At 75.0% G+C, this 21,612-nt stretch carries 16 protein-coding genes; 3 read left to right on the forward strand and 13 right to left on the reverse strand.

Features of this window, described 5'->3' with window-relative positions:
- Positions 1 to 116: 116 nt before the first annotated feature.
- From ADK60_RS45205 to ADK60_RS30010, 12 genes are all read right to left on the reverse strand, one after another.
- On the reverse strand, positions 117 to 1,676 hold the full coding sequence (locus ADK60_RS45205; RefSeq protein WP_159400652.1) for an NAD(P)/FAD-dependent oxidoreductase: 1,560 nt from the start codon (positions 1,674 to 1,676) through the stop codon (positions 117 to 119).
- 62 nt (positions 1,677 to 1,738) lie between these two features.
- Positions 1,739 to 3,046 (reverse strand): FAD-dependent oxidoreductase, encoded by a 1,308-nt coding sequence (locus ADK60_RS29965; RefSeq protein WP_053650093.1) that lies wholly within the window; start codon positions 3,044 to 3,046, stop codon positions 1,739 to 1,741.
- On the reverse strand, positions 3,043 to 4,911 hold the full coding sequence (locus tag ADK60_RS29970; RefSeq protein WP_053650096.1) for a prenyltransferase/squalene oxidase repeat-containing protein: 1,869 nt from the start codon (positions 4,909 to 4,911) through the stop codon (positions 3,043 to 3,045). Before ADK60_RS29970 ends, ADK60_RS29965 begins: the two co-directional genes overlap by 4 nt.
- Before the next feature lie 55 nt (positions 4,912 to 4,966).
- A complete protein-coding gene (locus tag ADK60_RS29975) occupies positions 4,967 to 6,055 on the reverse strand; it encodes a polyprenyl synthetase family protein (protein WP_079008791.1) in 1,089 nt (362 codons plus the stop codon).
- A gap of 147 nt (positions 6,056 to 6,202) precedes the next feature.
- On the reverse strand, positions 6,203 to 7,273 hold the full coding sequence (locus ADK60_RS29980; RefSeq protein ID WP_079008792.1) for a prenyltransferase: 1,071 nt from the start codon (positions 7,271 to 7,273) through the stop codon (positions 6,203 to 6,205).
- 26 nt (positions 7,274 to 7,299) lie between these two features.
- Entirely contained in the window at positions 7,300 to 8,535 is a 1,236-nt protein-coding gene (locus ADK60_RS29985) for an acyltransferase family protein (RefSeq protein WP_159400653.1), read from the reverse strand.
- A gap of 97 nt (positions 8,536 to 8,632) precedes the next feature.
- A complete protein-coding gene (gene hppD / locus ADK60_RS29990; RefSeq protein ID WP_079008794.1) occupies positions 8,633 to 9,799 on the reverse strand; it encodes a 4-hydroxyphenylpyruvate dioxygenase in 1,167 nt (388 codons plus the stop codon).
- 418 nt (positions 9,800 to 10,217) lie between these two features.
- Positions 10,218 to 10,505 (reverse strand): hypothetical protein, encoded by a 288-nt coding sequence (locus tag ADK60_RS45210; RefSeq protein ID WP_159400654.1) that lies wholly within the window; start codon positions 10,503 to 10,505, stop codon positions 10,218 to 10,220.
- 389 nt (positions 10,506 to 10,894) lie between these two features.
- Complete coding sequence (gene katG / locus ADK60_RS29995) at positions 10,895 to 13,084, reverse strand: catalase/peroxidase HPI (protein ID WP_053650100.1); 2,190 nt, start codon at positions 13,082 to 13,084, stop codon at positions 10,895 to 10,897.
- A 218-nt stretch (positions 13,085 to 13,302) separates the two neighbouring features.
- On the reverse strand, positions 13,303 to 15,348 hold the full coding sequence (locus ADK60_RS30000; RefSeq protein ID WP_234371335.1) for a glycosyl hydrolase: 2,046 nt from the start codon (positions 15,346 to 15,348) through the stop codon (positions 13,303 to 13,305).
- A 67-nt stretch (positions 15,349 to 15,415) separates the two neighbouring features.
- Complete coding sequence (locus tag ADK60_RS30005) at positions 15,416 to 16,078, reverse strand: response regulator (RefSeq protein WP_053650104.1); 663 nt, start codon at positions 16,076 to 16,078, stop codon at positions 15,416 to 15,418.
- Positions 16,075 to 17,316 (reverse strand): sensor histidine kinase, encoded by a 1,242-nt coding sequence (locus ADK60_RS30010; RefSeq protein WP_079008795.1) that lies wholly within the window; start codon positions 17,314 to 17,316, stop codon positions 16,075 to 16,077. The genes ADK60_RS30005 and ADK60_RS30010 overlap by 4 nt, the downstream gene beginning before the upstream one ends.
- Before the next feature lie 321 nt (positions 17,317 to 17,637).
- Here ADK60_RS30010 and ADK60_RS30015 point away from each other — a divergent pair, with 321 nt between their 5' ends.
- On the forward strand, positions 17,638 to 19,128 hold the full coding sequence (locus tag ADK60_RS30015; protein ID WP_053650106.1) for an alpha/beta hydrolase family protein: 1,491 nt from the start codon (positions 17,638 to 17,640) through the stop codon (positions 19,126 to 19,128).
- An 85-nt stretch (positions 19,129 to 19,213) separates the two neighbouring features.
- Here ADK60_RS30015 and ADK60_RS30020 read toward each other — a convergent pair whose 3' ends face one another.
- Positions 19,214 to 20,158: a LysR family transcriptional regulator gene (locus tag ADK60_RS30020; protein WP_053650108.1), complete on the reverse strand. Its 945-nt coding sequence runs from the start codon at positions 20,156 to 20,158 to the stop codon at positions 19,214 to 19,216.
- 110 nt (positions 20,159 to 20,268) lie between these two features.
- Between ADK60_RS30020 and ADK60_RS30025 the strand changes: the two genes are divergently transcribed.
- Together ADK60_RS30025 and ADK60_RS30030 are read left to right on the forward strand one after the other, a co-directional pair.
- Positions 20,269 to 21,225, forward strand: a complete 957-nt coding sequence (locus tag ADK60_RS30025; RefSeq protein WP_079008796.1) for an NAD(P)H-binding protein — start codon at positions 20,269 to 20,271, stop codon at positions 21,223 to 21,225.
- Positions 21,215 to 21,580 carry a darcynin family protein gene (locus ADK60_RS30030; protein ID WP_053650110.1) on the forward strand — a complete coding sequence of 122 codons (366 nt, stop codon included), beginning with the start codon at positions 21,215 to 21,217 and terminating at the stop codon, positions 21,578 to 21,580. Before ADK60_RS30025 ends, ADK60_RS30030 begins: the two co-directional genes overlap by 11 nt.
- Positions 21,581 to 21,612 lie beyond the last annotated feature (32 nt).

Here is a 21,612-nt window from a genome sequence, read left to right on the forward strand (position 1 = left end):
CCCCACCTACGGGGACGCACCACAACAACGCCGCTGCACCCGACCACCCCCACCACAGGGCGGCCCGGTGACCAGCGGCGTCGTGCGTTTCACCAACCGACAACACCCCGACAGCCTCACACCACCCGGCCACGCGCCCCATCGTGGAGACGGCGCGCACCGTCACCCAGCAAGGCCAGCTCGTCTTCCGTGAGGGGCGGTTCACGGCCGGGAAGCACCTCCGGAGCCGGGCCGCGCAGCAGCGCGCGCACCGCTGCGGGGCGGGCCAGGTCCGCGGGCCGCCCCTCCAGGGTGCCCAGCCGGACAAGCGTGCGGAGCACGGCGTCGGCGTCTCCCCCGGTGCCGTCCGCGCGCACCGCCACGGCCTGGAGCCGCTCGCCCAGCCGGGCGCGCGTCCGGTCGCCCCGGGTCGGCCGGGCTCCGGCCACGTCGGGGTACAGCACGTCCTGGCCGGTGGCCAGGCTCCAGGCGGCCCGCGTGGCCCGGTGGACGGCCCGCCGGACGCCCGCGGTGAGGCGACCGTCGTCCGCGCCGCGGTGCTCCAGGGCCCGGGCCAGCTCCAGTACGCCGGCCGCCGCGACGGACAGGCCGTGCCCGTAGGCGGGGTTGGTGTGCGCGACGGCGTCGCCCACCACCGCGAAGCCCGCCGGCCACCGCCGCAGCCGGTCGTATCGACGGCGGCGGTCGGCGGTGTTGCCGTAGCGGCGCACCTGGTCGAGCGGTTCGCAGAGCGGCAGCAGGTCCGCGATCAGTGGATGCGGCAGGGCGCGCGCGAAGGCATGGAACCCCGCTTCGTCACGCGGCGCCTCCGCACCGCGGGTGGCGGAGAGGGTGACCAGCCAGCGGCCGTCCTCGATCGGGAAGATCACGCCCGCCCGCCCGGGACCGGCGCCCGGTCCCGACTGGATCGAGACCGAGGGGAAGGCTGCCGCGCCCTCGGGCGCGCGGACCAGCAGGGTCGCGTAGACGAGCCCGCAGTCGACGCGCTCCTGCACGGCGTCGGGCAGGCCGAGCCCGGCCAGCCAGTCGGGTGCGCGCGAACCCCGCCCGGTGGCGTCCACCACCAGGTCCGCGGGGAGTTCACGGCCGTCCGGCCACGCCCCGCCCCGTACCCGCACGCCGGTCACCCGGCGGGCGTCCCCGACCAGCCCCTCGCCGTGGACGCCCTGGCGGAGCTCGATCGCGGGATCGGCGAGCACCCGGTCCCGGACGATCCAGTCCAGGAGGTCCCGGCTGAGGCACCAGCCGTGGGAGGCCTCGCCGATCCGGGGCAGCCAGCCGTGCGGGGTGAGTGTCACCAGGTCACCGGGCAGGGCGAGGCGGCGGGCCCCGGCCGCGGTGAGGGAGTCGGTGAGCCCGGGCAGCAGCGCCTCCAGGCTCGCCGCCCCGGAGGCCATCAGCAGGTGTCCGTGCCGGGCCTGCGGCAGACCGGCCCGCGCGACCGGGCCGGCGGGCAGCCGGTCCCGGTCGAGCACGACGACCTGCTCCGCGTGGCGAGCGAGCACCGACGCGGTGAGCATGCCCGCGAAGCCCCCGCCCAGGACGACGGCACGGCGCAGCGCGGGACGGCGCGAGCGGTCCGTGCGCCGGTCCGCCCGTTCGTCCGCCGCGCCCTCGGCCGCGCCGACGGCTCCGTCCGCACCGTCGGCTCCGTCGGCCCCGCGTGATCGGTCCATCCCCTTGTCCCGTCCTTCCTCGTCGGTCGTCGCCCCGGTCGCGCCCGGTCCGGCGGGCCCCGTCACGCCCAGTCCGGCACGCGCCGGGCGCGCGGGTCCGGCAGGCCCAACTGGTGCAGCCGGTCCAGCGCGGTGAACGGGCGTATCCCGAGCCCCGCCATGTTGTAGGTGGCCTGGTACCGGAGCCGCGGGTTGCCGTCCATCCGGCGCAGCACCCGGCGGCCGATCGCCTGGCCGGACCTGGAGAGCTGCGTGATCATCCGGGTCGCGTCGTGGCTCATCCGGTCCATGTGCCGCACCCAGCCCACGCGCTGCGCCGCGTACGCCTCCAGCGCCCGGTCGACGGTGGCCGTGGACGCACCGGCGGCGAAGCCCCGACCGGTCAGGCACGCCGCGAGCGCCTCGGCGTCGGCGATGGCGGTGTTCATGCCCTGGGCCGCCATCGGGTGCACGCAGTGCGCCGCCTCGCCGACCAGGGCGAGCCCGGGGACGGCGAGTACGTCGGCGGTGAACCGCCACAGGTTGAGCAGCTGCCGGCTGCCGAGGCTGGCGCGCAGCCGCTCCTCCAGCGGCCGCAGCGCGGGTGTGCCCGCCAGCAGCTCTCGGCACCAGCCCTCCAGGCGCGCCTGCCGTTCCGCGCCGGTGCCGCGCAGTGCGTCGGGGCGCACCTGGGCGTAGAGCCGCATCCGGGCGCCGGGCAGCGGGTAGGCGAGCCGCAGCCCCTCGCCGGTGAGATAGGTCGTCACCTCGGGTGCCGCTGCCGGGACGCCGTCGATGTCGAAGGACAGCAGCCGGTGCCCGTACTCGGCGGACGTCGTCCCGATGCCCGCGTCGCGCCGCAGCTTCGACGAGCGTCCGTCGGCGGCGACCACCAACGGTGCGGTCAGCTCCCGCTCGCGGCCCTGCCAGGCGACCCGCACCCCCGACACCCGTCCGCCGTCCCGGACCAGCCCCTCGACCAGGGCGCCCGGCCAGGACTCCACCCGTTCGCCCAGGGACTCGCGCAGGGCCGCCAGGATCTCCGGGTAGTCGAGGGAGAACAGCTGGCGGTCCTCGCCGGGCATCGTCCGGTAGTCGAAGAGCATCAGGCGCCGGCCGTCCGCGTCGCGGATCATCAGCTGCCCGAGCGGGACGGCGCCGCGCCGCAGCAGCAGCGGCATGACGCCCCACTCGCGCAGGATCCGCACCGAACTGGGCTGCAGCACCTCGCCCTTGGCGATCGGCACGGGCACCCGCTGCTTCTCCAGCAGGAGCACCCGCAGCCCGGCGAGGTCGAGGGCGCGGGCGGTGGCCAGCCCGGCCACCCCGGCGCCGCAGACGATCGCGTCCCAGGGGCCCCGGTCCGGGCCCGCACCCGCGGCCCCGCTCATCGGGCGTCCCCCGTCCCGGCACCGGCCGCCGGCGCCGACACCTCGGACACGTCGGACGGCTCCGACAGGTCCGCCAGTGCAGAGACCGCCGAAAGCGCCGAGAGCGCCAGGCCCTGGGCCATCAGGAAGTCGCTGTAGTGCACATGGTCGCGGATGTACACACACGTCCGGCCGGGCTCCCAGCTCCCGTCCGGCCGCTGCTGCTCCAGCAGCCAGTCGGCGCCGCGCGCCGCCCGCGCACCGTCCCCGCAGGCCGCGAGGGCCAGCACGGCGCGGGCGGTCTCGTCCACCGTTCCGGGCTCTCCCCGGTCGCCGGTGGACCAGGAGCCGTCCGGGAGCTGTGCCGCCCGCAGGCGGTCGAGGGCACGCTGCGCGACCGGGCTCCGGGAGCGGCCGAGCGCGGCCAGCAGCCGCAGCACGGCGACGGTGGCCGGCACGACGCCCCGGTGCCACAGGGCCCGGAAGCCGCCGTCCCGGTCCTGTCGGCGCAGCAGCCACCGCAGGCCCCGCACCAGCCTGGGGTCGCTCGCGGGCACGCCCGCCTCGTGCAGGACCAGCAGCGCCTTCGCCGTGATGTACGGGCAGGGGCCGTCCAGCGGGACGAGGGTGTTGCGGACGAAGGTGCTCCACGAGCCGCGCCGGTCCTGCCGGGCCAGCAGCCAGTCCAGGCCGCGGCGCAGCGCGGGGGCGTCGCGGTCGCCCTGCAGCAGCACCTCCAGCACGGCGAGGGAGTCGAGGACGTTCGGCCAGCCCTTGGGTCCGGACCAGGTCCAGCCTCCGGGCGGGCAGTCGTAGAGCGGGAACGGCGCGGTCTGCTGGCAGTCGGCCAGCCAGGTCCTGGTGCGGACGAGCCGGGGGTCGTCCGCGAGCCCGGCCGCGCCCAGGGCGGCGGCCGCGAAGGCCGGGCCGGTGACCTCGACCCGGGCGGTCTCCATCCCGTGGATCATGCACCAGGAGCCGTCCGGCTGGACGGTGGCCCGCAGGTAGTCGAGGCCCGCCGCGACCAGACGCGCGCCGTCCGGCGACGTGACGGCGCCCAGCGACGTGACCGAGCCCGACGACCCGACGGCGCCCGACGACCCGACGGATTCCGGCGACGCGACGGAGCCGGTGCTCGCCAGGCCCGTGACGACCAGGCCGGTCAGCCAGGGATCACCCCCGTACGAGCCGACGTTCCCCTCCTGGTACTGCACCGCGCCCAGCAGCCGGACGGCCGCCGGTCGCGCGGCCGCGAGCGCACCGCGGGCGAGCGGTCCCGGGGCGCCGAAGCGGGACTGCAGCAGGGCGAGCGCGACGAACGGCGGCGACAGGTAGGACAGCAACTTGCGGCGCAACGCGGCCGGCAGGAGCACGAGCTCGACCGGGACGCGGGACACCCCGCCGGCCTCGCCGAGGCCCGCCAGGGCCAGGACCAGCGAGCAGAGTTGCCGGACCGTGCGGTCCTCAATGGCCTCGACGCCCCCCGCGGCGCCGAGCCAGGCCAGCGCACCGGCGACCGCCGCGCGGGCCGCGCCGTCGCCGGGGTCCGGCCGCGGCACCAGCGTCAGGGCGGCCGCCGCCATGCAGGTGGCCACGGCGTCCGACGGGAAGCCTTCGAGCGTGCCCCAGCCGCCGTCGGGGTTGCGCACCCGCAGCAGCCATGCGCAGCCGCCCTCCGCCAGGGCGCGGTCGGCCACGGTGCCCGCCAGGTGCAGGGCCAGGGCCGCGCCGGCGGTGCCGGAGACCGCGGCGGGGCGGGGATTGGTCCACGCGCCCGTGGGCAGCTGGGTGGCGAGCAGCAGGCCGGTGCTCGCCGCCACCGCGCCTTCGAGCCGGGCCTGCCGGTCGAAGCCGTCGTGCGGGTGCTGGTTCAGTGGGAGGGACATCGGCGCTCCGCTGGGTGATGAGGGGGCCGGACTCTGAGCGTGACGGGACGACACGTCACATCACGCGGGCGACGAAGGAGTCGGCGAGGGCGGTGTACTGCGCGCGGACGCCGGCGGGCATCGGCACCAGGTCGAGGCTGGCGCGCGCCCTGGCCAGCGCCTGTTCGGCCTCGCGTTCGCAGGCCCGCCGGCCCCCGCACTCCTCGATCAGTTCGGCGGCCTCCAGCAGCACCGCCTCCGCCTCCGCGCCGCCCGCCGGGGAGCGGTCCTCGGCGAGCAGCTCCGCCAGGCGCCGCGCGACGGTCCCGGAGGCGGCGGAGGCGGCGACCACGGGCAGGCTCTTCTTGCGCTCGCGCAGGTCGCCGCGCACGGGCTTCCCGGTGACGGCCGGGTCGCCCCAGATGCCGAGGATGTCGTCGACGCACTGGAACGCCAGGCCCAGCTGTCCCGCCGCCTCGGCCAGCGCGTGGACCAGCGGCTGGTCCGCGCCGCCGAGGACCGCGCCCATCGCGCTGGCGCCGGCCAGCAGGGCGCCGGTCTTGGCCATCGCCATGGCCTGGTACTCGGCCACGGTCACCGTGCCGGGGCCCGACCAGGGGCGTTCGCTGAACCGGATGTCGCACGCCTGGCCCTCCACCAGTTCGCGCAGCGCCACCGCGAGATACCCGGCCGCGGCCGGACCGTGTGGCCCTCCCTTGGCCAGCAGCAGGTCGAAGGCGAGGACCTGCAGCGCGTCCCCGGCCAGGATCGCTCCACTGACGCCGAACTCCTTCCAGACCGTCGGGCGCCGTCGGCGTTCCTCGTCGCCGTCCATGATGTCGTCGTGGATCAGGCTGAAGTTGTGGATCAGCTCCGCCGCGGCCGCACCGGGCAGCGCGGCCTCCGCCGGCGCCCCGACGGCCTCGGCGGCCAGTACCGCGAGGGCGGGGCGGACGGCCTTGCCGGAGTCGAGCTCCACCGGCGAACCGTCGGCGCGGCACCAGCCGAGGTGGTAGGAGCTCATCCGGGCGGTCCAGGGCTCCAGCAGCGCGACCGCCTCGCGCAGCAGCGGTTCGGTGAGCTCCCTGGCCCGCCGTGTCGTTCCGGCGGCCAACGAGAGCGGGGACGGCGTGTGCGGGGGCAGCGTGTGCGCGATCGTCGTCATGGCGGACCCTTCCTGTCGCGATGGTCGGCTTGCGGGAAAGCTCGGGGGCCGGTCGGTCGCCCGACCCCGGCGGTACGGCGGTACGGCGGTCCGGAACCGAGTGGGATCCGGTTTCGGGCGGCGTTCGACTTCAGACGGGGACCGGTTTCAGGCGGGGCGCCGGAGGACGTTGCTGCGCACTGCCCCGGTCAGCCACACCAGGAATGCCGTGAGCGTCACGCCGTAGACGGCCAGCCAGCCGCCGGGTACCCCGCGATCGGTGTTCAGCGCGCTGCCGAGCAGGCTGAGCGTGATCGCACAGGCGGTGATCGGCATGTGCATCGAGGCCAGGAAGGTCACCGCGTTCGCCTTCTCCGGCACGCGCAAGGCCCCGGTGAGCAGCCGGCGGGAGACCCAGGCCGCGACCGGAGCCGTGGCGAGCACCGCGACCGCGCCGGCCACGGGGACCACCCCGGTCCCGGCGAGCACCAGCATCCCGGCGCCCACCGCGAACTGGCCGCCGATGTAGAGGCGGACGAGGCCCGGTCCGTCGAGGGCGACCGCGAGCGTGTGCTTGCCGGTCCGCCGGTCGCCCTCGATGTCGGCGAGGTTCATCACGGACATCCGAAGGAACTGCAGGGCGCAGACCACGCCGGCGTAGACGACGTCCGCCCCGGTCACCGAGCCGGACTGCAGGGCGCAGGCCAGCAGCGGCCCCAGCCCGTACAGCACCAGCGCGCAGGCCACCTCGCCCAGCGCGTGGTAGTTCAGCCGCAGCGGCGGGGCCGTGTAGAACCAGGAGAGCGCGGCGATCGCGACCGCCATGACCCGGGTGCCCGTCGTCGGCATGACGGCGATCAGGCCGAGCGAGACGAAGAGCAGCACGAACGCGGCGGAGAGGCTGACCATCGGGCGCAGCAGGCCGCTCACCAGTACCCGGCTGCCGCCCGTCCAGCCCGTCGGCGCGGCGTTGGCCCGGTCGGCGTCGAGGTCGAAGTACTCGTTGCAGTAGTGCGTCATCAGGTGGGTGCACCAGGCGAAGGCCAGGGTGAGGACGAACCAGCCGGGCCGGAAGGCGTGGCCGTCGTGCACCGACATGCTGACCCCGAGGCCGACCACCATCATGCTCTGGACGAGGAACTTGGGCCTGCCCAGCCTGACGAAGGCGCGCACGCGGTCGGCGCGCGGCAATGCGGGCGCGGCGGCGGGGACGGGGGCGGCGATTCCTGTGCTGGTCATGCGTCAGCTCCCTTGCTGTTCATGTGTCAGCTCCCTGTGCTGCCGGGCACCGGAACCGCCGGACGGCGTGCCTCGTCGAGGAGTGGGGGCGGGGACGGGGTGCCCGCGCGGCGCGGCCGGGCGAACCGGCGCATCGCGGGCAGTTCGACGTAGCGGTGGAGCAGCACGGCGGCGAGCAGGGACAGGGCGAGGAACAGTGCGGTCGCCGCCATCGCGACGGGTGTGCTCCAGCGGCCGCCGCCCAGGGCCCAGTGGGCGACCATGACGACCGGCCAGTGCACCACGTAGAAGGCGAACGAGGCCTCGCCGAGCCGCACCAGCGCCGGGCGCCGCAGCCAGGACCTGCGGCCGTCGCGGTCCGCCGCCGCGGCCGAAAGGATCAGACCGCACACGGGCACGACGGTCGCGGCGGCCGGCAGGAAGGCGAACGGCAGGGTCGCCAGGGCCGTTCCCAGGGCCAGCACCAGCACCAGCCCGGACAGCGCCATGCCGGGCACGACACCCCGGCCCGCCCGGACGATCCGGGCCAGCAGCATGCCGAGGACGAACTCCGGCAGCCGGCCGAGCGGGAAGAAGTAGGGGATCCAGAACTGCCACTGGGAGACCTCGACCTCCGGCACGGTGCGGCCGCCGTGGAACTGCGAGGCGATCCCCGCCACCAGCCACACCGCCAGCACCGCGCACCCGGCGGCGGCCCAGAGCCGCTCCGGGCGGATCCGTCGCAGGCGGGGCAGCAGGAAGGGGAAGAGGGCGTAGCAGAACACCTCGACGGCCAGCGACCAGGTGACGATGTTCAGTCCGGCGGTGAAGCCGGGGCCGGGCAGCCACGCGTGCAGCAGCAGCAGGTTGGCCAGTGCGGGCAGCCAGGGGAAGCCGCCGCCCGCCCCGCCCGTGACGGCGGAGCCGGTCGCGAGCACGAACACCAGGAGCAGCGCCCACACCACCAGGTGGTTGGGGTAGACCTTGGCGGCCCTGCGCCGCCAGAACGACCGGGCGCCCTCGCTCCCGCCGCCGCTCTCGCCGTCGCGGGCGGACCAGGTGAGCACGAATCCGCTCAGCACGAAGAACACCGAGACGCCCACCATGCCCAGCGGGAGCACGGCCTTGACGGCCTCTTCGGCCCGGTCGTCCCGGAACACCTTCGCGACATACCAGGCGTGGGTCAGGAACACCCCCAGCGCACAGAGGAACCGCAGCCCGGTGAGGGACGGGTACCGTTCCACCTGCTGTCCTGCCGGACGCTCCGGCCCTTCGTCGGACACGAGTCCGCTCCCTTCGACGTGGTGACGTGGTGCCGCGATGACGTGCTGCCGTGCTGCCGTGCTGCCGTGCTGCCGTGCTGCCGTGCCGGAGAGCCGCTCAGAGGTTGCCGCGGCGTTCCTGTTCGCGCTCGATGGCCTCGAACAGGGCCTTGAAGTTGCCCTTGCCGAAGCCCTGGGAGCCATGGCGTTCGATGAGTTCGAAGAACACGGTCGGCCGGTCCTGCACCGGCTTGGTGAAGATCTGCAGCAGGTGGCCGTCCTCGTCCCGGTCGGCGAGGATCCCGAGCTCGCGCAGTTCCTCGACCACCGCCCCGGTCCCGTCGAGCCGTTCGCCGACCGCGTCGTAGTAGCTGTCCGGGGTGTCCAGGAACTCGACGCCCCTGGAGCGGAGTTCGCGGACCGCCGTGACGATGTCGTCGGTCGCCAGGGCGATGTGCTGGACGCCCGGCCCGCCGTAGAACTCCAGGTACTCGTCGATCTGGGACTTCTTCCGGCCGACCGCCGGCTCGTTGAGCGGGAACTTGACGGTGCGGGTGCTGTCCGCGACGACCTTGGACATCAGCGCCGAGTACTCGGTGGCGATGTCGTCACCGACGAACTCCTTCATATTGGTGAAGCCCATGACGCGGTTGTAGAAGGCCACCCACTCGTCCATCCGGCCCAGCTCGACGTTGCCCACGCAGTGGTCGATGCCGGTCAGCAGCGGCCGCCGGGCGCCGGCGGCCGTCGCCGGCCCGCGGTGCACATAGCCGGGCAGGTACGGGCCGTCGTAGCCGGTCCGCTCGACCAGGCTGTGCCGGGTCTCGCCGTACGTGGCGATCACGGCGGTCCGCACCGTCCCGTGTTCGTCGGCCGCGTCGCGGGGTGCGGCGAGGCCGGTCGCGCCCCGTTCCACCGCGAGGTCGTGGGCGCGGCGGGCGTCCGGGACGGCGATCGCCACGTCGAGCACGCCGTCGCCGTGGCGGGCGACATGCCCGGCGATGAACGCGGCCTCCTCGCCGACCGCGCGGACCACCGAGGTGAAGACGAACCGGATGTCGCCGGAGACCAGGACGTACGACGCCGTCTCCGGGAAGCCGGTCTCCGGGCCGCGGTAGGCGACGAGCCGCATGCCGAACGCGGAGGAGTAGAAATGTGCGGCCTGTTTGGCGTTTCCGACCGCGAACTCGACGGCGTCGATACCCAGGACGGGGAACGCCCCGGTGGACGGGGTCCGCCCGCCGGGGGCCACCGGGGCGGTTTCGGGCAGCACAAGATCGGTCATCAGGTTTCCTTCGTGAGAAGCCCCGGTTCCGGACCGGGGAGAAGACGTGGCTGGGCGCAGCGGGGCAGGGCCGACGGCCACGACCGCCGTCATGGCGTCACGGCGTCGCGCTGCGCACTGCAGGAGCACGCACCCGCACGGGCGCGCGTGGAAGAGGTGACGGTGGAGCGAGGAACACCGGTCAGGCGGTCACAGCGGATCCGGGCACGGCGTGCACACCGCACGGGGCCCCGGACCGGGACAAGGTGAAGGTGGGCGCGCCGCAGCGGCCGCACCGGCCGAGTGGGAATCAGCAGAACGCGCCGTGGACCGGAGCAGTGTCCGCCCGACGGTTCGCGGGCGCGCGGGAATCACGTACGGCGCCCGGCCACGTGGACGGGACGTCCGCCTCGCCGGCGCCGGGCCCCGGAGGCGTCGCTCAGCCGGAGCCGGGGAATGATCGCAGGACCGTTGCCGGAAATTCCTCGACGGCCGGCCCCTGGTCAATGCCGGGTCGGGCCGGAACGAATTCCGGGCCGACCTCGAACCGCGCTCCGGAGAACCCCGGGCAATCCTTGCGGACGAGCCCGTCCGGCCCCGCCGAATCCGGCGACAATGCGGGCGCGCGTTCAGAAATGAGTACCATGATCTTCCATTTCCCCCGTTTGTGCACAATGCCCGGATTCAACGGCGAGGCTCTTCTCGAGCCGCAGCCGGACAGGTCCACCCACCCGCCGCTCCCGGAGCATGCCGGAAACGACGGAAAGTGACGGCAGTGCTGGTATCAAGGCGCTATTCATCGGAACTGCCATGGCCTGCGGGGGAGGCGTTTCCACTCCTTCGCTCCCCCAGCGACGGGATCACCCTACCCCATTCCAAGGTCGGTTCAAGGGAGTCCCCGACGAATTTTGCCGGACGCACCCGCACTGCGGAACGGAATGGAAATGATTCGGTTCCGCTCGCCCGGAGCGGAATAGGAGTCATTCGGTTCCGGTGTTCCTGGAACGGAATGCACACGCTCCGGTTCCCCCCGAAGGCGGCGGTGCCCCGGCAGACCCGCACAGGCCGCCCGGGGCACCGCCGCCCGGCCGGACGACCGCCCGGCCCGACAGTCGCTCAGCGCAGGTCGAACCGGTCGAGGTTCATCACCTTGGTCCACGCCGCCACGAAGTCCCGGACGAACTTCTCGTCCGCGTCCCCGGAGCCGTAGACCTCGGACAGCGCGCGCAGCTGGGAGTGCGAGCCGAAGACGAGGTCGACGGCGGTGGCCGTCCACTTCGTCGCACCCGTGGCCCGGTCCCGTCCCTCGAAGACGTTCGCCTCCGACGCCGAGGGCTTCCACTCCGTCCCCATGTCGAGCAGATTGACGAAGAAGTCCGTGGTCAGCACCTCCGGCCGGTGGGTGAGGACGCCGTGCCGGGAGCCCCGGAAGCCGGCGTTCAACGCCCGCAGGCCGCCGACCAGGACCGTCATCTCCGGCGCGGTCAGCGTCAGCAGGTCGGCCCGGTCGAGCAGCAGGGTCTCCGGCGACAGCTTCTCGTCGGCCCGCAGGTAGTTCCGGAACCCGTCCGCCCTCGGTTCGAGCACGGCGAAGGCCTCCACGTCCGTCTGCTCCTGAGAGGCGTCGGTGCGCCCCGGGGCGAACGGGACCGTCACGGCGTGCCCGGCGGCGTGCGCGGCCCGCTCGACCGCCGTGTTGCCGCCCAGCACGATGAGGTCGGCGAGCGAGATCCGCCTGGCGCCGCCCTGCGCCGCGTTGAAGTCCCGCCGGATCTCCTCCAGCCGCCGGACCGTGTCGGCCACCTCGGGGAGGTCGTTGACCTCCCAGTCCTTCTGCGGCGCGAGCCGGATCCGGGCGCCGTTGGCGCCGCCGCGCATGTCGGTGCCGCGGTAGGCGGCCGCCGACGCCCACGCGGTGGCGACCAGCTGGGGAACGCCCAGGCCGGAGTCGTCGATCCGCTTCTTGAGGGCGGCGATGTCCTCGTCCGTGACCGGCTCGTGGTCGGCGGCGGGGACCGGGTCCTGCCACAGCTGCGCCTCGGGCACCCACGGTCCGAGGTAGCGGGACACCGGGCCCATGTCACGGTGCAGCAGCTTGTACCAGGCCTTGGCGAAGGCCTCGGCGAGCTGGTCGGGGTGCTCGTGGAAGCGCCGGCAGATCGCCTCGTAGACCGGGTCCTGGCGCAGGGCGAGGTCCGTGGTCAGCATCATCGGGGCGTGCCGCTTCGCGGGGTCGTGCGCGTCCGGCACCGCAGTCGCGGCCGCCGGGTCGGTGGGCTTCCACTGCTTGGCCCCGGCCGGGCTGGTGGTGAGCTCCCAGTCGTAGCGGAACAGGTTGTCCAGGTAGCCGTTGTCCCAGCGGGTCGGCTCGGTGGTCCAGGCGCCTTCGAGTCCGCTGGTGAGGGCATCGGCGCCGGAGCCGCTGCCGCAGGTGCTGCGCCAGCCCAGGCCCTGCTGTTCGATCGGGGCGCCCTCGGGCTCCGGGCCGAGGCAGGACGGGTCCACGGCGCCGTGGCACTTGCCGAAGGTGTGGCCGCCGACGATGAGCGCGACCGTCTCCTCGTCGTTCATCGCCATCCGCGCGAAGGTCTCCCGGATGTCGACGGCGGCGGCCCGCGGGTCCGGATTGCCGTTGGGGCCCTCCGGGTTCACGTAGATCAGGCCCATCTGCACGGCGCCGAGCGGATTGGCCAGCTCGCGGTCGCCGGTGTAGCGCTCGTCGCCGAGCCAGGTGTCCTCGGAGCCCCAGAAGATCTCGTCGGGCTCCCAGATGTCCTCGCGTCCGAAGCCGAAGCCGAAGGTCCGGAACCCCATCGACTCCATCGCGCAGTTGCCGGTGAACACCAGCAGGTCGGCCCAGGAGATCTTCCGGCCGTACTTCTGCTTGACCGGCCAGAGCAGGCGCCGGGCCTTGTCCAGACTGGCGTTGTCCGGCCAGCTGTTGAGCGGCGCGAAGCGCTGGGCACCGCTGCCGCCGCCGCCCCGGCCGTCCGAGATCCGGTAGGTGCCGGCGGCGTGCCAGCTCATCCGGATGAACAGCGGGCCGTAGTGGCCGTAGTCGGCGGGCCACCAGTCCTGGGAGTCGGTCATCAGCGCGACGACGTCCCGCTTCAGCGCGTCGACGTCGAGGGTGGCGAACTCCGCGGCGTAGTCGAAGTCCTCGTCCATCGGGTTGGAGAGGGGCGAGTGCCGGTGCAGGACCTGGAGGTCCAGCTGCTCGGGCCACCAGTCACGGTTGGTCCTGGGCCCGGTCGCCTTGGGGGTGGGGGAAGGAATTGCTGGGTTCTCGCTCTCGCTGCCGGACAATGTCCGCCCCTTCGTCCTTAGTCGTTTTCTGCCCTTTCGCCCGTATGGTCCCGCACCCGGGACCGTACGGCGGGCAGAACACGCGGGGCGCCTCCGGCCACCGGGCCGACCGGACGGCACACGGCCGGACGCCCCGGCCCCCGCGCGGTGGCGGGGTCCGGGGCGTCCGGGGATCGTGCCAGGCCGGGCCGGGCCGGACGGCAGCAGGGCCGACCGGGTCAGCTCCACCTCCGCAGGGCGTCCAGGTAGACGGCGGTGCGGCCGGTGGCACCCGGGGCGGGGGTGAACACCACGCCGATCTCCCGGACGTGGGCGGGGTCGGGCACCCCGGCCAGGTCGAGCCGCAGGGTCCGCCCGTCCGGGCCGACGGTGACGGCGGGGCTCCCGGTCCAGGTCCAGCCGGAGGCGTCGCCGGTACCGGTGCGCACATACAGCGTGGCGGTGGTGCCGCCCGCCTGCTGCCCCCAGGGCGCGGTGCCGGCGGCGACGGTGAGCACGGTGGCCCCGGTCAGGTCGACGGGGGCCGTCCGCCGGAGCTGCACGGCGCCCCGCTCGGGCTCGGCGTCGGCCTTGAGCGCGCCGCGGCCCTCGGCCGCTCCCTCGTCGGCGACCGCCCAGGGCCCGGCCGCCGCGCCGGACCCGGACCAGCCCTCGGTGCCGTGCTCGAAGCCGGCCAGCAGGCCGCCGCGCCGCATGTCGTCGAGGTAGACCGCGGAGCGGCCGCTCGCCCCGGCCGCGGGGGCGAACTCGACGCCGATCTCGCGGACGTGGGCCCGGTCCGGGACCCTGGTCAGGTCGAGGACCAGCCGGGTGGACTTGGTGTCGACGGTGACGGCGCCCGAGTCGGTCCAGGTCCAGCCGGAGGCGTCGCCGGTGCCGGTGCGCACGTAGAGCTTGGCGCGGGTGCCGCCGGCCTGGTCGCCCCAGGGCGCGGTGCGGGCGTCGACGCTGAGCTCGGTGTCCCCGGAGAGGTCGAGCGGGCCGACCTTGTTGAGGTAGGCCGCTCCGGTGCCGAGGTCCACGTCGGCCTTGAGCGAGCCGCTGCCGCGGGCGGACCACTCCGTGACCTGCCACGGGCCGGCCGCGAGGTGCCAGCCGCTCCAGCCCTGGGTGCCGCTCTCGAAGTCCTGGTGGACCACCGGCGGGTTCTCCGCCGGGGCGGCGGCGAGGTCGACCCCGCCCCGGTTCACCGTCCACGGGTCGTTCATCAGCTTGGCGCCGTTGACGTTCCGGGCCGGACTCCACTCGTTGTTCCAGGCCAGGAAGTAGGAGGTGCGCGGGAAGCGCTCGTGCAGCGCCTTCACCCACAGCTCGTAGTCGAAGGTGCCGCCCGCGCCCGAACCCGGGCCGATCTCGGTGAACGCGAACGGCTTGCCGAGCTCGACCAGCTTCTCGTAGCCGGTGATCGCCGACGGGTCGGCGGTGTAGCAGTCCAGCCCGACCACGTCGGCGTAGGCGCGGCCGACCCAGTAGGCGGTGGGGTCGGCGGAGCCGCAGTTCGACGCGTAGGTCCACAGCAGGTTGTGCAGGCCCTTGGCGGTGGTGAGGTAGTCGTAGGTGCCGCGCCACAGTGCCGCGAAGTCGGCCGGGTCCTGGTGGCCCCACCAGAACCAGTCGCCGTTCATCTCGTGGAACGGGCGGAACAGCACCGGCACCCCGGCGTCGGACAGCCGCCGCAACCCGGCCGCGACGTCGTCGAGTTCGGCCCGCCAGGCCCGGCCGACGGCGGTGGCCGGGTCGGACAGCTGACGGAAGGCCGGCTGCGGCAGCGGAGTCCGCCAGGCGGCCCCCGCCACCGGGTTCGGCAGGTGGACACTCACCGAGACCAGCCCGCCGCGACCGGCGTGGTCGATCAGTTCGGTGTCGCAGCCCGAGTCGATCGCGGTCGGCACCCCGTCGGCGTTCCAGCCGCTCGCGTAGTCGCAGGCCAGCACCGCCGGGAACCGGCCCGTCCGGTCGGCCAGTTCGGTGACGTCCCGGTACTGGGTGGCGAAGTCCTTGCCCGACTCCGGCGCGGCACTGCCGCTGTACCCGGCGAAGAATCCGGACGCCGTCCTGTTCCGCAGCCCCCGGTCGGGCAGCTGCGCGAGCCAGTTCAGCACCGCCCGCGCCTGCGGGCCAGCCCCCGCGTCCACCGGCTGGACGGCGGCGGCCACCGCCGCCGGTGCGGCGGCGCTCCCGCCGCCCAGCATGCTCGCCACCGCGACCAGGACCGCGACGGATCGTCGACGCAGCCTCATCAGCACCCCCGTTGTTCTCAGCACGGCAGGAGCATCCGTCCTGCCGATGATCACACTAGGGCGCGTCTTCAAACCCGCGCCTGTGGGGGCGTCACCCCGGGTGGACGAGGCGGTTCTCGTGGGCGAAGACCACTGCCTGGATCCGGTCGCGGAGTTCGAGCTTGTGCAGGACCCGCCCCAGATGGGACTTCACGGTCGCCTCCGCGAGGTACAGGGTGGCCGCGATCTCGGCATTGGACAGCCCTCGGCCCACCTCGACCAGCACCTCGCGCTCCCGGGCGCTGAGCCGTCCCAGCCGGTCGTCGCGCGCGGCGCCGCGGCCGTCGGGGATGTGCGGGCGGAGGGTCTCCAGCAGGCGCCGGGTGATCCGCGGCGAGACCACCGCGTCGCCCGCGGCCACGCTCCGGATCGCGGCGAGCAGCTCCTCCGGCCTGGTGTTCTTCAGCAGGAAGCCCGAGGCCCCGGCGTGCAGCCCGGCGAAGGCGTACTCGTCCAGGTCGAAGGTGGTGAGGATCAGCACCCTGCTCCGCGGGGAGACCCGGACGAGCTCGCGGGTCGCCTCGATCCCGTCCGTCCCGGGCATCCGGACGTCCATCAGGACGACATCGGGGCGCAGCTCCCGGGCGAGCCGGACGGCCTGCTCGCCGTCCGCGGCCTCGCCGACCGGGGCCATGTCGGGCTGGGCGTCCAGGACGGTGGCGAAGGCCATCCGGAGCAGGGCCTCGTCATCGGCGATCAGGATCCGGATCGTCATGCGGACACCGCCCCGGCGCTGTCGAGGAGCAGCCGGGTCCGGACGCCCCAGCCGCCGCCCGGGAGCGGTCCGGCCCGCAGGGTCCCCCCGTAGGCGGCCGAGCGCTCGCGCATGCCGGGGATGCCGTGGCCGGAGGGCGCGGCGGCGGGGGTCGGCGGGCAGGGGCCGGTGTCGGTGACGTCCACGGTGACGGTGCCGGCCGAGCAGCGGATCCGGACCGTCGCGCGGGTGCCGGCGGGGGGGTGCTTGAGGGCGTTGGTCAAGGCTTCCTGTACCAGGCGGTAGACGGTGAGCTGGGCGGTGGCGGGCAGGTGGCCGTGGCCGCCGTGGACCTCCAGCGCGGTCGGCAGGCCGGCGGCGGACATCTGCTCGGCGAGAGCGTCCAGTTGGGCGATGCCGGGCAGCGGGTGGCGCTCCGCGTCCGGTTCGTCGGCCCGCAGGACGCCCAGCGAGCGCCGCATGTCGGTCAGGGCCTGCCGGCCGGTCTCGGAGATCTGCCGCATCGCGGCGTCGGCCCGGTCGGGCGACCGCTGCCGCGCGTAGCCGGCGGCGTCGGCGAGCGCGACCATGACGGACAGGTTGTGGGTGACGATGTCGTGCATCTCCCGGGTGATCCGCGCCCTTTCCTCGGCGACGGCCAGTCGCGCCTGCTGCTGCTGTTCCCGCTCCAGGTGCGCGGCCCGTTCCTCCACGGCCGCGAGGTAGGCGCGCGTGGTCCGCACGTTCATCCCGAGGACGGCGGCGGCCACGGTCATCGCGGTGACCGCGACGAACGGGGTGAGGAACGCGCCGTCCGGCGCCCAGCGCAGGCAGGCCAGCAGGACCCCCGCCTCCACGACGGCACCGGCGACCAGCGTGGTGCGCCGCTCCGAGTGCGCGGCCGCCGTGTAGAGGGCCACCAGCACGGCGATGTCCGCCGGGAGTTGGACGTCCAGCAGCCACTGGGCGAAGGCCGCGGCCACCACGGCGCCGAACACCGCGAGCGGGGCCCGGCGGCGCCACAGCAGGGGCAGCGCGAGGGCGGCGGTGAGGGCCACGGTCAGCGCCGGTTCGCGCGGCGCGGGCGTGGTCGCGGCATTGAGGAGGAGCAGCGCGGGCAGCAGCGAGTCCCACACCGGGGGCGGCAGGCGGCGGATCCGGCGGGCGGCGGCCGTCACCGCCCGCTCCGCCCGGCCCGCCCTCGGCCGGAGCCCCTTCGGCCGGTGGGCCTTGCCGGGTTCCGCGGCGGCCTCGGTCATCACACGTCCCTGTCGATCCGGTGTCGTGGCGGCCCGGCGGGCCACCACCGGGGACCGCCGGACCCGCCTCCGGTACGGGGACCGCACCCGGCGCGCCGCCCGGCTCGTCCCGCGGCCCTGTCACGGTAGGCCACCGGCCCGCCGGGCGCATGAGTCCACCGTCGGACGGTGCCGGGCCGGCGTACGACCGGAGGAGGAGACGGACACCGACCGGGGTCGCAACGCGGCGGGCCGGTCCGGCGTGTTCGCCTGCCACCCCGGTCGCAGTGGAGAGGGTCCCGGCGCCCGCCCCCGGTCGGACCGGGCGGCGACCCGGGAGCGATGTGGCGGCAGGTGCCCGGCGCCGACGATGGCCGGGTGACCGAGATCATCACGGGACTGTTCCTGTCCCCCCTGGAAATCCTTGCCCTGCTGAGTGCCCTCGCGCTGGTGGTGGCGCGCTGGCTGCCCCCCGCGGCCCGCCCGCGCACCACCGTCGCGGCGGGGGCGGCGCTCCTCCTGTCCGTGCTCGTGCTGGCGCTGACCGGGCTCCGCTGGCAGCTGCTGCCGGTCCTGGCCGGCGCCCTCCTCGCGCTGCCGTTCGCCCTCGCTCCCCTGCTGCGGCGCCGGACCGGCCGGCCGGCGCGGCGGGCCCGCTGGTGGCTGGCGCTGCCGGGATCGCTGGCCTGCGCCGGGCTGATCGCCGCCGGACCGGTGTCCGCCTGGGCCTTCCCCGTCCCCGTGTTCCCCGAGCCCACGGGCGAGTTCGCGGTCGGCACCCGGGTGCTGCAGTGGACCGACCCGCAGCGGCCGGAGACCTTCACCCCCGATCCGGACGACCGGCGCACGGTCGTGGTCCAGCTCTGGTACCCCGCGCAGCAGAGCCCCGCCGGTACGCCGCGGGCCCAGTACCTCGGGCGCACCGAGGACGAGGCGCGCACGGTCTCCGCGGCCCTCGCCCGGGGTGTCGGCCTGCCGGGCTTCCTGGTCGACGGTGTCCCGCACGCCCGCAGCCGTTCGGTCTTCGACGCCGCGGTGGCCGGGGGCGGCGGCCGGTTCCCGGTCGTGCTGTTCTCCCCCGGGTCGGGCGGGGTGCGCACCCAGAACACCGCCTGGGCGGAGGAACTCGCCAGCCACGGCTACCTGGTGGCCGCCCTCGACCACCCGTACGACTCCGCTGCCGTGGTCCTCGCCGACGGCCGGACGGTCACCACCGAGACCTCCTCCTCCGGCGACGCGGACCAGGACGAGCAGTTGGCGGCCGGCTGGACGGCGGTCCGGGCCGCCGACCTCGGCTTCGTCCTCACCCAGCTGGACGGTCTGGACCGGGCCGGGAGCGGCGACCCGCTGACCGGTCGTCTGGACACCGGCCGGGCCGCGGTGACGGGCCACTCGATGGGGGGCGCCGCCGCGCTCCAGGCGGCCCGGCAGGACCGCCGGTTCCGCGCCGTCGTCGATCTGGACGGCTTCCCGCACGGCCCGGCCTCGCCCGCCCTCGACCGGCCGGCGCTCGCGCTGACCCAGGCCCTCACCGGGGCGACCGACGCGCGCTACCTCCCCCGGCTGACCGAGGCGCTCGCGGCCGGCACCGCGACGAGCTACCGGCTCACCGTTCCCGGCGCTGCGCACCTCAGCTTCATGGACGGCCCGCTGTACCTGCCGCCCGTGCCCGCGATCGTCGGCTCGCTGGGCCGCGCCCGGAGCCCGCGCGTCGTCGCCGGGGCCACGCTCGCCTTCCTGGACGCCACCCTGCGCGACCGGCCCGGCGACCTGGCCGGGGCGCTGTCGGCCTACGGCAGCCTCACCGTCCGTCCCCCGGGCGGCGGGCGCTGAGGGGGCGGCGCCTCCGGCCGACCTACGTGCGGCACCGCAACACAGCGGTGCCGCACGTGCGGTTCCGCGTGCCGAGGTCCGGGGCTCACCCCGCCGGAGCCGGGCGCAGCACCCGCCGCACGGCGGCGCGCAACCACTGGTGGCCGCCGTCGGCGGCATGGCGCGGGTGCCAGGCCATGCCGATCGTCAGCGGCGGCAGTTCGAGCGGGATCTCCAGCAGCCGCAGGCCCAGCGTCTGTGCCGCGCCGGAGAGCGGTGACGGCGGCTCGCCCGGCCGCGCGACCGGCACCAGGCAGACCACGTCGCCGGTGGCGGCCAGGGCCATCGCCGCCAGATGCCCGGGCAGTACGGCGCTCACCCGGCGGCTGAGGCCCTGTTCGGCGAGGGCCGCGTCCAGCGGGCCGGTGAAGCGGCCGCGGCGGCTGACCACCACGTGCTCGGCGGCCGCCAGCCGGGCCGGCGTCAGCGGCCCCTCGGCGAGCGGGTGGCCGGCCCTGACCGCGGCCGCCATCCGCAGGGTGGCCAGCTCCTCCACCAGGGTCTCCGGGTCGACGTGGTCGATCGACCCGATCTCCAGATCGATCCGGCCCTCGCGCAGCGCGGGTCCCGCCTCGGAGTCCTCGGCCAGGACCCGCAGCGAGACGCCCGGTGCCCGGCGGCGGGCCAGGGCCAGCAGGCCGGGCGCCAGGGCCGCGCCGACCAGGTCCGCAGCCTGGACGGTGAAGGTGCGCCGCAGCGCGGCGGGATCGACCTCTCCGCTCGGGGTGAGCAGCGCCTCCAGCCGGCGCACCACCGCGGCGGCCTCGTCCCGCAGTTCCTCGGCGCGGGGCGTGGGCACCATCGCCTGGCCGGCCCGCACCAGCAGCGGGTCCTGGAGCACCCGGCGCAGCCGGGCCAGGGTGCGGCTCATCGCCGCGGGGGAGGTGTGCAGCCGCGCGGCGGCGCGGGTGACGCTCTGCTCGGTCAGCAGGGCGTCCAGGGCGATCGCGAGATTGGCGTCGAGGTTCGGATCCTGGCTGCTCACCGGCATTGTTCCGTTCTGGGCAAGGATTGGATGCTGAAGTTCCCATTGTGGCAATGCGGTCGCCGTCCGCACGATGAGGGGGCACCCCTGATCCGACCGAGACCGCGAGGTTTTTCATGATCGTCATTACCGCCCCCACCGGGAGCATCGGCCGTCGGCTGCTGTCCCTCCTGGTCGAGGCCGCGCCCGTGCACGGGGAGGAACTGCGGGTCGTGGTCCGCGATCCGGCCCGGCTGCCCGAGGCCGTCCGCGGCCGGGTCGAGGTGGTCACCGGCTCGCACGGCGACGCAGCGACCGTGGAGCGCGCGTTCGCCGGCGCCGACGCCGTGTTCTGGCTGGTCCCGCCGGACGCCTCGGCCTCGCCCGAGGACGGGTGGAGCGGCTTCACCCGCCCCGCCGCCCGGGCGTTCGCCGCCCACGGCGTCGGCCGGGTCGTCGGGGTGTCGGCGCTCGGCCGCGGCACCGCACAGGCGGCCCGGGCCGGGCTGGTCACCGCCTCCCTCGCCATGGACGACCTGATCGCCGGCTCCGGCGTCGCCTACCGCGCCCTGGCCTGCCCGTCCTTCTTCGAGAACCTGCTGGAGGAGGCCGACTCGATCCGCGCCGACGGCGTCTTCACCGACACCGTCGCCGCGGACCGCCGCGCCCCGCTGGTGGCCGTCGCCGACATCGCCGCGACGGCGGCCGGGCTGCTGCTGGACCGCACCTGGAGCGGTGTCGACAGCGTCCCGGTGCTCGGCCCCGAGGACCTCTCGCCCGAGGACCTGGCCCGGATCATGACCGAGCAGCTCGGCCGCCCGGTCCGCTACCGGCGCCAGTCGCTGGACGAGTTGCGGTCCGCCCTGCTCGGGTACGGCCTGCACCCGGCCTTCGCGGAGGGCGTCGTCGAGATGAAGCGCGCCAAGGACCAGGGCCTGGACGCGGGCGTCGGGCGCCCGCCGCGGCCGGAGGTCCCGGCCACCGGGTTCGCGCAGTGGTGCGCCGAGACCCTGAAGCCCGCCGTCCTCGCCGCCGGCACCGCCGCCATTACTGACACCACTGACACGGCCCTGGAGGCCACCGATGCCCGCTGAAGCGACCGCACCGCCCGTCACCGCGTTCATGCTGGTCAAGACCACACCCGAGTGGCTGGGGATGAGCGTGGGCGAGCGGGTCCACGCCTTCACCACCCAGGTCCTCCCGGTGATCGAGGCCCGCGCCCGCGGCGTCCGTTCCCGCTTCTACGACACGGAGTTCTACTCGGCGCGGGTGACCGACATCTGGGTCTGGGAGGCGGACGACCACGACGCCTACCGGCTGCTGGTCGACGCGCTGCGCGAAACCCCTTTCTGGGACCGCTGGTTCGAGGTCGTCGAGCTGCTCGTGGGCACCGAGAACGGTTACGCCCGCACCTACGGCCTGGACCCGGTCGCCACCGTCACCGCCTGACGGACCGCCACCGCCCCTCCCCCGCATGCCTG

Source organism: Streptomyces sp. XY431 (assembly GCF_001279805.1).
Classification (GTDB): domain Bacteria; phylum Actinomycetota; class Actinomycetes; order Streptomycetales; family Streptomycetaceae; genus Kitasatospora; species Kitasatospora purpeofusca.

Coding starts and splice junctions, on each gene's coding strand:
- ADK60_RS30020 (WP_053650108.1), bottom strand. CDS start 20,158: ATGCCGGTGAGCAGCCAGGATCCGAACCTCGACGCCAATCTCGCGATC.
- ADK60_RS30015 (WP_053650106.1), top strand. CDS start 17,638: ATGTGGCGGCAGGTGCCCGGCGCCGACGATGGCCGGGTGACCGAGATC.
- ADK60_RS29965 (WP_053650093.1), bottom strand. CDS start 3,046: ATGAGCGGGGCCGCGGGTGCGGGCCCGGACCGGGGCCCCTGGGACGCG.
- ADK60_RS30010 (WP_079008795.1), bottom strand. CDS start 17,316: ATGACCGAGGCCGCCGCGGAACCCGGCAAGGCCCACCGGCCGAAGGGG.
- ADK60_RS29975 (WP_079008791.1), bottom strand. CDS start 6,055: ATGACGACGATCGCGCACACGCTGCCCCCGCACACGCCGTCCCCGCTC.
- ADK60_RS30005 (WP_053650104.1), bottom strand. CDS start 16,078: ATGACGATCCGGATCCTGATCGCCGATGACGAGGCCCTGCTCCGGATG.
- ADK60_RS30030 (WP_053650110.1), top strand. CDS start 21,215: ATGCCCGCTGAAGCGACCGCACCGCCCGTCACCGCGTTCATGCTGGTC.
- ADK60_RS29980 (WP_079008792.1), bottom strand. CDS start 7,273: ATGACCAGCACAGGAATCGCCGCCCCCGTCCCCGCCGCCGCGCCCGCA.
- ADK60_RS30025 (WP_079008796.1), top strand. CDS start 20,269: ATGATCGTCATTACCGCCCCCACCGGGAGCATCGGCCGTCGGCTGCTG.
- ADK60_RS45205 (WP_159400652.1), bottom strand. CDS start 1,676: ATGGACCGATCACGCGGGGCCGACGGAGCCGACGGTGCGGACGGAGCC.
- hppD (WP_079008794.1), bottom strand. CDS start 9,799: ATGACCGATCTTGTGCTGCCCGAAACCGCCCCGGTGGCCCCCGGCGGG.
- ADK60_RS29970 (WP_053650096.1), bottom strand. CDS start 4,911: ATGTCCCTCCCACTGAACCAGCACCCGCACGACGGCTTCGACCGGCAG.